Raw genomic sequence first — 12680 nt, forward strand, 5'->3', positions numbered from 1 at the left:
TGTAACAATCGCTGCGGCAGACGAAGCAACAGTAACTATTTCAGATGAAGATGCATCAGAAGTAAGCATAGCAGCTACGACTCAAGCAAGTGAGCCAGGAACAGATGGTTTGTTTACTTTGACGCTAACTAATGCAGTAAGTGTAGATACAGAAATCACATTTGCAGTAAGTGGCGTAGCAACAGAAGGAACCGATTATTCGGCACTTGGAACAACAGTTACCATTCCAGCTAACAGCACATCGATCACACTTCCAGTAAGTGTAATTAATGATGATCTAGTAGAAACTGGAGGCGAAACAGTAATTGTAAGTTTAGTTTCAACCAATACAGCGGTAACAATCGCTGCAGCAGACGAAGCAACAGTAACTATTTCAGATGAAGATGCATCAGAAGTAAGTATTGCAGCTACAACTCAGGCAAGTGAGCCAGGAACTGATGGTTTGTTTACTTTGACGCTAAGCAATGCAGTAAGTGTAGATACAGAAATCACATTTGCAGTAAGCGGTGTAGCAACAGAAGGCACTGATTATTCAGCAATTGGAACTACTGTAACGATTCCTGCTAATTCAACGGAAGCAATAATATCAGTTAATGTTATTGATGATGCGCTGGTTGAAAGTGGAGGTGAAAGTGTTGTTGTGACATTGAATTCTACCAACAATTCAGTGACCTTGTCAGCGACTAGTTCTGCAAATATGAACTTAGGAGATGATGATTCAACTGAAGTAACAATAAGTGCTACCGATGATACAGCTCAGGAAGGTACTCCTGCTGTTGATAATGCAGAGTTTACAGTTTCAATGACTAATGCCTCTGCTGTTAATACGATAATCAGTTACACCATAGGTGGAACTGCAACGGAAGGAAGTGACTTTACATCCTTAACAGGAACTATAACAATTCTGGCAGGTTCAACAAGTGGAACTATTGATATTAGTGTACTTGATGATGTTTTATTTGAGGATTCTGAAACTGTTATTATAACACTAACAGGAATTACTTCTGGTGATATTACAACAACATTAGGAACTCCAGTTGAAGCAACTGCAACAATAATTGATAATGATATTGATTGTTATGCTGGTGATGATCTAGAAATTTGTTCTTCGGATGCAAATGTTACTTTAAGTACTGCGACCGAAAACAATGCAAGTGACTTTGCCTGGACAACTAATGGAACAGGTAATTTCGTTAATGCAAGTATTTTAAATGCAGTTTACATTCCTAGTGATTTGGATAGAACAAATGGTGAAGTAGAGTTAACACTAGGTGTATCTGGTATTAGTGGAACAGATAGCGATGTAATGACATTGAAGATTTGGCCAAGAGTGCTTCTGAACGCAGGCGATGAAACTGCTACAATTAATGAAGGTGAGACTTATACTGTCATGGGAGCAATAGCAGTTAATTATGCTAGCATACTTTGGACAAGTACAGGTGGTTCATTTGATGATCCAACTGCAATTAATCCAGTATTCACTCCATCAACAACCGATAATGTTGTTCTTAGAATGACTGCAACAGGATTAGGAGCAGGTGCTTGTTCAGATGATTTTGATGAGATCTCAATTACCATAAATGATTTCCCAACAGCAAGTAATGAAAGTGTTACTGGTTTTGAAGATCAAGATTTATTATTTGCAGAAACAGATTTCTCTGTAAATTATTTAGACGCAGAGCTTGACGATTTTGAGGGAATTAAGATTGTGAATATTGAATCTGTTGGCGAATTGGAATACAATGGTTCTGCAGTTGTTTCAGGATTAGAAATTACAAAAACTGATATTTCTAAATTAACATTTAGATCACTGCTTAATGAGAATGGATTAAATTACGATTCATTTGAATTTAAAGTGTTTGATGGAACGGCGTATAGCTCTGAAACTTATACAATGAGTATTGATATTACAGCTGTTAATGATGTTCCTTACTTTACCTTAATGAATCCAAAAGACATTTGGGTGAGTGAGGATATAGGATTGGTGATTATCAATGGACAAGTAGCAACACAGTTTGCAGGTCCTGTAAATGAAACAGGTCAAGCTTTGAACTTGAAATTAACGAATGATAATCCAGCCTTATTCAGTGAGCAACCAACATTAGATGCAGCGGGTAATTTACGATTTACTCCTCTTACTAATGTATCTGGATTGGCAACATTAGGTGTTCAACTATTTGATGATGGAGGAATAGCTAATGGAGGCGTAGATTCATCGGCCATTCAAATATTTACAATAACTGTTGAGGCGGTTAACGATGCTCCAGTAGCAGAGGATGACTTGTTTACAGTGAATGAGGATGAGAATTTATCAGGAAATGTAAAATTAGATAATGGAAATGGAGCAGATTCGGATCCAGATAGTGACTCAGACAATTTCACTTACTCATTAATTGATGGTGGAACTGCTGAAACCAATGGAAATCTTGTATTGAATACAGATGGTACGTTCACTTATGTGCCGAATGCGGATTTCTTTGGAGATGTTACATTTACTTATCAGGTTTGCGATGATGCAGTTTCTCCTTTAAGTCAAGAGTGCGATGAAGCAACGGTTACAATTACTGTTGATCAGATTAGCGATGAACCTTTGGCAGTGGATGATGACTACTTCATGAAAGAGGACGATGTCTTGAGTGGAAACGTATTTGATAATGATGAAAGATTGGTTGATGGACCAGTACTGATCGTTGCGAATACAAACCCAGTTTCAGGTACATTAGTTCTTAATTCTGATGGAACATTTGTTTATACACCAGATTCAGGATATTACGGAACAGTAACATTTACCTACACTTTACGAGATGTAGATGGTAGTGAATCAACTGCGACAGTTACCATTATTGTTGATCCATTAGATTATCCACCAATTGCAAATGATGATTTTGCAGAAACGGATGAAGAAATTGCAGTAAGCGGTAATTTATTTGCCAATGATGAAGATTTCATTAATCCTCCAGTACTTGCGATTTCAAATACTGATCCGGCAAACGGAACAGTTGTAGTCAATGCTGATGGAACATTTACCTATACTCCAAATGCAGATTTTTATGGTACTGATACTTTCGAGTATACCATCGAAGATGTGGATGGAGATCAGGACACTGGATTAGTAACAATAACAGTAAATCCGGTTAATGATACACCAATCGCTGTTGCAGATGAAAATACAACAGATGAAGATGCTGGTGTTAGTGGTAATTTGATGAGTAATGATACTGATTTAGGTGATGCAGAGGTAAATGTTGTGGCAAATACCAATCCAGCAAATGGAACGGTTTTAGTTCAGCCTGATGGTTCATATACTTACATTCCAAATGAGAATTTTAATGGTGTTGATACGTTTACTTACACCATTGAAGACGAGGATGGCGAGCAATCAACGGCAACAGTTACAATTACGGTTAATTCAATAAATGATGTGCCAGTAGCTGTTGATGATGTGAATTCAACTGATGAAGATACAGTTGTTATAGGTAATGTATTGCCTAATGATACTGATCTTGATGACGATGAATTAACAGTTGTTGAGTTGAATGGTTCAAGTTCTAATTTAGGTGTTGATATCATCATGTCAGGCGGAGGTATTCTTCAATTGAATGCTGATGGTTTCTACGAATTCGATCCTAATGGTGAGTACGATTACCTAAACGAAGGAGAAGAGGTTCAAGAAAGCTTTACTTATGTGGTAACAGATGGAACTGCTAACAGTAATGTGGCAACTGTAGTGATTACAATTATTGGTGTGAATGATGCACCTGTTGCTACCGATGATCAGGAGATTGCTAGAGATAATGAAGAGATTATTATTTCTGTTTTAGATAATGATTCTGATGCCGATGAAGATGATCTAATCGTAACTATTATAACGGAACCTGAGTTTGGTTTTGTAGTTGTAAATGGTGATGGTACTGTTTCTTATTTGGCTGATTTGGGAGCTTATTGTAATACCGATCAATTTACATATCGTATTTGTGATCCATCAGGATTATGCGATGAAGCAGTGGTTACAATTGAAATTGATGTTATGGATAGCGATGAAGATTCCATTCCTGATGCAATTGAAACATTAACTGCAGATACGGATTCTGATTCAACTCCTGATTATCTGGATTTAGATAGCGATAATGATGGTATTTCCGATGAAGATGAAGCAAGGATTTCTGATTCTTGTAATGATCTTCCAGTTGATGCTGATCAGGACGGAATGCCTGATTATCTTGATACAGATAGTGATAATGATGGTTACCCAGATGAAGAAGAAGGCGATGATGATTGTGATGGAGATGGAATTTTAGATTACATGGATTCTTACGATGATTGCGCTGAATACATAATTATACCAGAAGGATTTTCTCCCAATGGCGATGGAATTAATGATCGCTTGGTCATTAAAGGAATGAGAGATTTCCCAAATAGTGAGTTGATGATTTTCAACCGTTGGGGAGCTAAAATATATAGTAAGAAGGGATATCAGAATGATTGGGACGGTAGAGCTGAAAACAGCATGACCGTTGGAACCAATGTTATTCCAGAAGGAACTTATTACTATGTGATCGATCTTGGAAATGGATCAAAAGTTATTAAAGGATTCATTTACATAAACTACTAATTACGAAGAACATGAATAGATCTAGTTTACAAATTATTAAATGTGTTGCTTTATTGGTTTTAATTTTTCCTTTTGGAAAAGTGTTAAAAGCGCAACAAGATCCTATGTATACTCAATATATGCACAACCCATTAACGATAAATCCGGCTTACGCCGGAAGTACCGATATGATGAGTGCCATGTTTCTCGCACGCGAACAGTGGGTAGGATTTGACGGTGCACCTAAATCAAGAACCTTAACGCTTAGTGCTCCAATAACAAAGTATAATGTTGGAGCGGGTTTTTCTTACATTAATGATGAGCTAGGGCCAGTAAAGCAAAATAGTGTATATGCCGATTTTGCGTACCAACTGAAGCTAAGTGAAAGAGGAACTTTGGCGATGGGAATAAAAGGAGGTTTTGATATGATTCAGATTGACTTGATGAACTTGACTCTTAATGAGCAAAATGATGCTTCTTTCTCATCTGATTTTCAAGAAGATTTTATTTTGAATTTTGGTTTGGGCTTGTACTATTATACACCACGTTATTATCTTGGTGTGTCAATACCAAGAATGTTGAAGAACAATTACGATGATGATGGAGTGAATACAACAAGTTTAGGTTACAAGGAACGTCATTATTTTATAACTGCAGGTGCTTTGTTTGATATTAACGAGAATGTGAAATTCAAGCCATCAATTTTATCTAAAATTGTTTGGAATGCTCCAGTTTCCTTAGATCTTTCGGCCAATTTTATATTGAATGATAAACTTTGGTTAGGAGCAGCTTATCGTATCGATGATGCAATGAGTTTTTTAATCCATTATCAAATATCAGAGCAACTTCGTGTAGGTTATGCTTTTGATTTAACCGAATCGGAATTGCGCAGGTACAATAATGGAACGCATGAAATCATGGTTGCATTCGACTTCCAGTTCAACAAAAAGAAAGTAATGACACCAAGGTATTTCTAATTCTACTGATCGAAAATTATGAGAAAATTGACACGCACTATATTATTCTTTGGGCTTTTATTGATGAATCTTTCATTGAATGCTCAAATGTTAGAAAGGGCAGATAAACATTTTGAATCTTTTGCATATCAAGAAGCCATTGACTTGTATGAAATGCTTTGGGAGAAAGATAGTTTAAATGAAAACGTAACCAGGCAATTGGCTGCTTCCTATCGATTGATTAATAATTCACAAAAAGCAGAATTTTGGTATGCTAAGGTTTTGGAAATGCCGAATGTCGAAAATGATGATTATTTGTTTTACGCAAGGGCTTTGCAAAGCAATCAGAAGTACGCTAAGGCAAATGAGTGGATGGAGAAATATCGTCAAAAAGAATCAGGATCAAAGCAAGATCTCATTGATGAAGATGTGATTAATAAGCTGAAAAGCGATTCCTTAAAATATAAGGTGAAACCAGTTTCTGCTAATTCGGAAGAATCTGATTTTGGAGTAGCATATTATCGAAATGATGTGATTTTTTCATCAGCTAGAGAGAAAATGTCTGTAATAAAGAGGAATCATAAATGGAACAATCAAAATTACCTTCGATTGTATCAAACTCATGTTGGTGAGGATGGTAACCTATTGAATGCAACATTATTCTCGAAAGATATTACAACTAAATTTCATGATGGTCCAGTTTGCTTTACGAAGTCGGGCGAGGAAATGTTTTTAACACGTAATTACGTATCCGATTCGAAAAAGGCAAAGCGAAATAAGGAAGGCGTGGTAAGTATTAAGCTTTACCATTGTAAAAAAGAAGGTGATGGATGGTCTACACCAGAATTACTTTCCTTTAATTTGGAAGCTTTTTCAACAGGACATCCTGCTTTGTCAGATAATGAAAAGAGTTTGTATTTTATTTCTGATCGTCCAGGAGGATTTGGAGGGACTGATTTATATGTTTCTAAGAAAACAGCATCAGGTTGGAGCGAACCAGTAAATTTAGGCGACAAAATTAATACTTCAGAGAATGAAATGTTTCCTTTTGTTGATGAAACAAACAACTTATTTTTTGCATCAAAGGGGCATGTTGGCTTAGGCGGATTAGATGTGTTTTCAATTGACTTAGATGATGAAAAAGCAAAGCCAGTAAATATGGGCTATCCAATTAATTCGTCGAAAGATGATTTTAATTTAATTCACAAGAAGGGGAGTGGATACTTTGCTTCAAATAGAATAAAAGGGGAGAGTTTCGATGATGTATATCATTTTGCTCTAATGAGACGAACGATAAAAGGTCAGGTGTTTAATTCCGAAACAAAAGAGATCTTAGGCAATACAGAAGTTTCATTGATTGATAAAAATGGGAACGTAGCTGAAAGAGTAGTAACAGATAAAGATGCAAACTTTCAATTTGTGATTTCTAAGATAGATAACTATCAAATCCGATCTACTAAAGAATATTATTTTGATGGAGATGTAGCTATTCCTGCTAGCGAATTAAGAAAGAATGGAGAACTGAATAAGATTGTATATCAGGCACCAGATAATATTTTATCATTAAAAGGCTTGGTTGTGTTCAAAGAGGATCGTTCTCCTGTTGCTGATGTGAATGTTTCGATTAAAAATAGCAAATCTGATGACTCGATTAATTTAACAAGTGATACAAATGGTACATTTTCTTGTGAGTTGCTGAGAGGAATGGATTACACAATCGAATATCACAAAGAAGGCATATTATCTAAAACGCGAAGAGTGGAAACTTCTATGATAAAAGGAAGTGAAATTTTTGTTGAAGAAGAGGTAGATAAAGTGCAGGTTGGAAAAGTATTTGTCCTAGATAATATCTTTTACGATGTAAATAAATCAAACATTCGTGAGGATGCAGCAATCGAATTAGATAAATTGGTAGTTGTAATGACTGAGAATCCAAACCTAAAAATCGAATTAAGTTCGCATACCGATTCAAGAGGTAGCGATCCTTACAATATGGCCTTATCCAGCAGAAGAGCTAAGGAAGCTGTGGAATACATTGTTTCGAAAGGAATCTCACCTGATCGTATGAAAGCGAAAGGATATGGTGAAACCAAATTGATAAATAAATGTTCTAATGGAGTAAAGTGCAGCAAAGAAGAACATCAGGCTAACAGAAGAACTGAAGTTAAGATTTTGGCAATGTAGTAGAGCTTATAAGAATTTAAAAATCCGTCTTCTTTTAGAGGATGGATTTTTTTATGCCCTATTAAATTTAGTTTAATTGGAAATGGCTTTTATAATATAGGTTATAGAGAGAAGATTTAGATTGGACATATGAAAGTAAATTATTATATTCATAGGAAGATGTTTTTGGGTTAATAAGAAAGTAAGCATCTACAAGCCAAAAAATTATAAATGCAGTAGAGGCTAGTCTTAACTAATATAAATACAATGACATACGACATCTACGTAAAAAATTATCTTGATGCCATACTAGAAGGTGATAGATTAAAATGTTCGACGATAGTAAAAGATTTTCTTCAACAGAACCCATCAATAAAGGATCTTTATGAAAAGATTCTGAAGGTTTCTCTTTATCAAGTAGGTGAACTTTGGGAAGCCAACAAGATTAGTGTTGCCACAGAGCACATAGCTACGGCAATAACAGAAGGGATTTTAAATGAACTTTTCATGGAACTTACTCCCATAAAAAAATTAAATAAAAAGGTTGTAGTTGCTTGTGTTGAAAATGAACATCACCAAGTAGGAGTTAAAATGGTAGCTGATATTTTTGAGATGCAAGGTTGGGATAGTTATTTTTTAGGGAGTGGGATCCCTCTTTCTGAATTGATCAGGTACATCAAAGAGGTTTCTCCAGATATTGTTGCGATTTCGTTAAGTATTTACTTTAACTATGTTAATTTCACTAGAATGATAAAGGAAATTAATGAGGAATTTCCTGATATAATAATTATAGTAGGAGGTCAGGCATTTTCGAATAAGAAGAATAGTCTATCCGATAAATTAGAAAACTTGCTTTACATTCCAGATTTGAATTTATTAGAGAGTTATATAAAATCAATTAACCAAAAACGATTATGACCAAAGATTTACTACTGGAAAGCGCACAAAAACTTCAACAAGTTGAAGAACAATATTTAAAGGAATATGCAGAAAAAAGAGAGAATCTTGTATCGCTCATGAATCAAAAAATGCAGTCGAGAGCAGATATTAAGGAGCTAGTTGGAGAGGATAATATTGAATTAATGAAAGACAATCATGCAAATCATGCACGCTTTCTGGAATCGTTGTTTTGTGAATATTCAGCAGATGTTTTTACGGAAACGGTTTTATGGGTTTTTAAATCGTATTCCTCAAGAGGTTTTAGTTCGCTATATTGGTCAGCACAGTTAAACACTTGGGTTGAATTGTATAAAGAAGAATTAACCAAAGAATGTTTTGCTGCCATTTATCCTTACTACAATTGGATGATTGTTAATATACCTTCTTTTAAACGATATGCTGTTGAAGAATTAGATTCAACCAAGTCTGAACACTAAAAACTGAATGTCTAGTGCGTAATGATGATTTACTTCGCAATTGGTACCCCATATTGCAAGAAAACATGATAGAGGGGAAATCGGTTGCAATTGGAATCTTTTCTTTTGAAGAGAATATTTTGTATGCAAATAATGCTATGAATCATTTTTTAAATGTTGATTCAGAGAATCAAAAGCCTGTAAATGCTTTTGTTAATCCTGAGTTTGATGTATTTGTAAATAAAGAAGAGCAAGGTCTTGTTTTTGATGGTAGTTTAACCATTGGTAACCGTTTCGATGTTAGTTATAGTTTAGAATCTAAAGTGTATCGATTGGGTGGTGAGATTTTAGTTTTTGCAGAGGCAAACCTATTGCAACTTTTTGCAGAGAATAAAAAAATGAGTACTCTTAATCAGCAAGTTAATAATTTGCAAAGAGAATTAATTAAAGAGAAAAGAAACTTACAGTACACGCTGTCCGAACTGAAAGATACGCAACAAATGCTTGTTCAGTCAGAGAAAATGAATGCAATGGGACAGCTTGTAGCTGGAGTTGCACATGAGATTAATAATCCAATTGGCTTTGTTTATAGTAATTTGTTTTCTTGGAAAGGTATTGGTGAAGATCTGGTAAATGCTTATTTGGATCTTGAGCAATTAATCAAAAATCAGGAGAATGAAAAACTGTTTGGGGAAGCAAAAAAAATTAGAGAAGAAAATGATCTAGATTACCAGATAGAGGATATGGCAGATGTATTTGAGGAATCGAAAACAGGGCTGGATCGTGTGAAAAAAATTGTTGAAGATTTACGCACCTTTTCAAGGCTCGATGAATCTGCAATGAAAAAGATTAATTTAACGGAAAACCTACAATCCACCATTTCAATTGCGAAAACAAAGTTTAATGAGAAAGCGGCGAATTTTAATTTTGAATGTCCAGACGAGTTATATGTTGAATGTTATCCAGGGCAGTTGAATCAAGCTATTCTTAATGTTCTTATTAATGCCACTCAGGCAATTGATTATGCAGGACGAATTGAAATGAGTTTGATAGAGTTTGAAGAGGAAGTTCAAATTTCTATTAAAGATGATGGTTGTGGAATAGCTGAAAATAATAAAGAGAAAATTTTTGATCCGTTTTACACTACAAAACCAATAGGTACTGGAACGGGTTTAGGTTTAAGCATTACTCACAAAATAATTTGTGAAGTCCATCAAGGTAAAATTGAAGTGGAGTCGGAGCCAAATAAAGGAGCCAAGTTTATTATTTCTATTCCCAAAGTAATTAGCTTATGATATTAAATGATATGGAAAAATACAACTTACTTGTTGTCGATGATGAAATAGAAATTCTAAAATCAATTAAGAGACAATTTAGAAAAAAATATAATGTTTTTACAGCTGAAAATGCAATAGATGCACTGCAGGTTATGGCGAATGAAAGCATACAAGTTGTCATTTCAGATCAACGAATGCCTGCAATGAGTGGGACTGAGTTCTTGAATATTGTAAAAGAGAAGTTTCCTGAAGCTTTAAAGTTAATTATCACAGGATATTCTGACATTGAAGCGGTGATTGGAGCCATAAATGAGGGACAGATTTTTCGATACATTACCAAACCATGGAATCCTATTGAACTAGAGTCAATTTTATCCGAAGCCTTTGAAAAATATGAATTAATTACAAATAATAAAAAATTAACAAAGTCACTTCAGATTTCAAATTCTGAATTAGAAGAGAAAGTAAAGTTGCGTACTGCTGAGTTGCAGGAACTCAATTCAAAATTAAAGGGACTAAATTTAGAAAAGAATAAATACGTTGGAATTGTTGCTCATGATTTACGTAATCCAATTGGTGTAGCCAAAGGTTTTGCGGAGCTGTTGATTGATGAATATGATGATATACAGCGAGTTGATAAGTTAGATTATATTTCAACGATTAAAGAGAGGTGTGCTTTTGCTTTGAATTTAATTACTGATATCCTTGATTTGTCAAAAATTGAAGCAGGCATTTTTGAATTGCAAAAACAAGAGCAGGATTACATTTCTTTTGTTCAGGATAATATTCAACAAAATATTTTATTGGCGAAAAGAAAATCTCAAATGTTGGAATTAAAATCTGACTTAAAAAGTTGTTCGGCTCGCTTTGATTCAAGTAAGATGGAGCAAGTGTTGAATAATCTTATAGGTAATGCAATGAAATATTCAGTAGCTGATTCAAAAATAATTATTGATGTTACCACCGAAAATGGTAAAATTGTGACAAGAGTGATCGATGAAGGACAAGGAATTCCGGTTGATGAATTAGATGCTATTTTTGCTTCTTATACAACAAGTTCTGTAAAGGGAACAAGAGGCGAAAAATCTACAGGATTAGGTTTGGCTATCGTTAAAAAGATTATTAATGCACATGAAGGATCTATTTCTGTTGATAGTACGGTAGGTAAAGGGAGTGTTTTTACCTTTTCTTTTCCTTTATAGAAGGAATCTGTTACCAAGAACTCTCAAAGTTGAGAGTGTAAGTTTCTAGTATAGGTAGACTTTGCTTTTCTTTGAACGGAGGGAGTCGAACCCCCAACCTTCTTGGTCGTAACCTGATGGTTATTGAGCACTATCCACTTATGCTTTTCTTATGTATTTGGGTTAATTAATTGAAAGGTGTCGTAGCTATTATAATATGAAATCCATATTGCTTGGATTTTTAGGCTCATCAAATTAGGTAGGCTTTGCTTAAAAACAAAAAAAGCTTCAACAAATGTTGAAGCTTTTCTGTGAACACGGAGGGAGTCGAACCCCCAACCTCCACGGCCGTAACGTGGTGCACTATCCAGTTATGCTACGCGTCCTTTTTTCCTGTTAAGGCGGTGCAAATATAGGGATATTTATCTGTGTTTTGCAAGCCTTTCATTTAAAAATACGATATTTTTTCGCTTTTGTTTTATTTTTTGTCACGAATCATTGTTTAAATATCATGTTTTGTGTTTGTTATGGCTTGTGTGTTTTTTGAAAAAAAAGATTGATTTTTTTAGTGATGAAGATTATAACTTTAGTTTTTCTGGAAAGAAGAATTAATTTGTGCAATTAGTGATTGATAGAAATAGACGAGTAGAGTATATATAATTCGTTTTGTAATGAATTAATAAGTTTTGCTTCCTAAAGCAGATTGATCGTATAAAAACAAAAAAACTCATCAATTTCTTGATGAGTTTCTGTGAAACGGAGAGAGTCGAACCCCAAATCTTCTCGGTCGTAACCTGATGGTAATTGAGCACTATCCAGTTATGCTATTATTTTTATGTGTTTTGAGAAATCAATTAAAAATGGTCTTAAGTAATATACTTTGAAGTTATTGCAATGTATTTTTTTTCTAAGGTAGGTTTTGCATATAAAAACAAAAAAAGCTCCAATAAATGTTGAAGCTTTTCTGTGAACACGGAGGGATTCGAACCCCAAATCTTCTCGGTCGTAACTTGATGTTTGTTGAGCACTATCCAGTTATGCTATTATTTTTATGTGTTTTGAGAAATCAATTAAAAATGGTCTTAAGTAATATACTTTGAAGTTATTGCAATGTATTTTTTTTCTAAGGTAGGTTTTGCATATAAAAACAAAAAAAG

7 protein-coding genes and 1 tRNA gene are annotated in these 12680 nt (G+C 34.6%); 7 read left to right on the forward strand and 1 reads right to left on the reverse strand.

Translation table 11 applies throughout. The annotated features are described in order from the left end of the window. The 7 genes from L3049_RS16430 to L3049_RS16460 all read left to right on the forward strand — a co-directional run. Positions 1 to 4612 (forward strand): Ig-like domain-containing protein (locus L3049_RS16430; protein ID WP_275110910.1); only part of this gene is annotated, 4612 nt, incomplete at its 5' end. An 11-nt stretch (positions 4613 to 4623) separates the two neighbouring features. Further along, positions 4624 to 5568, forward strand: coding sequence for a PorP/SprF family type IX secretion system membrane protein (locus L3049_RS16435; protein WP_275110911.1), 945 nt, complete (start codon positions 4624 to 4626; stop codon positions 5566 to 5568). A gap of 18 nt (positions 5569 to 5586) precedes the next feature. Next, complete coding sequence (locus L3049_RS16440; RefSeq protein WP_275110912.1) at positions 5587 to 7731, forward strand: OmpA family protein; 2145 nt, start codon at positions 5587 to 5589, stop codon at positions 7729 to 7731. A gap of 246 nt (positions 7732 to 7977) precedes the next feature. Next, positions 7978 to 8628 carry a cobalamin B12-binding domain-containing protein gene (locus tag L3049_RS16445; RefSeq protein WP_275110913.1) on the forward strand — a complete coding sequence of 217 codons (651 nt, stop codon included), beginning with the start codon at positions 7978 to 7980 and terminating at the stop codon, positions 8626 to 8628. After that, on the forward strand, positions 8625 to 9086 hold the full coding sequence (locus tag L3049_RS16450; protein WP_275110914.1) for a hypothetical protein: 462 nt from the start codon (positions 8625 to 8627) through the stop codon (positions 9084 to 9086). The genes L3049_RS16445 and L3049_RS16450 overlap by 4 nt, the downstream gene beginning before the upstream one ends. A gap of 14 nt (positions 9087 to 9100) precedes the next feature. Then, positions 9101 to 10360, forward strand: a complete 1260-nt coding sequence (locus L3049_RS16455; protein ID WP_275110915.1) for a sensor histidine kinase — start codon at positions 9101 to 9103, stop codon at positions 10358 to 10360. Next, positions 10357 to 11544 carry a hybrid sensor histidine kinase/response regulator gene (locus L3049_RS16460; RefSeq protein ID WP_275110916.1) on the forward strand — a complete coding sequence of 396 codons (1188 nt, stop codon included), beginning with the start codon at positions 10357 to 10359 and terminating at the stop codon, positions 11542 to 11544. Before L3049_RS16455 ends, L3049_RS16460 begins: the two co-directional genes overlap by 4 nt. Before the next feature lie 291 nt (positions 11545 to 11835). On the opposite strand, the gene L3049_RS16465 is transcribed toward L3049_RS16460, so the two are convergent. Next, positions 11836 to 11909, reverse strand: a tRNA-Arg gene (locus tag L3049_RS16465). Positions 11910 to 12680 lie beyond the last annotated feature (771 nt).

Origin of the sequence: Labilibaculum sp. DW002 (assembly GCF_029029525.1) — a bacterium.
Lineage (GTDB): Bacteria > Bacteroidota > Bacteroidia > Bacteroidales > Marinifilaceae > Paralabilibaculum > Paralabilibaculum antarcticum.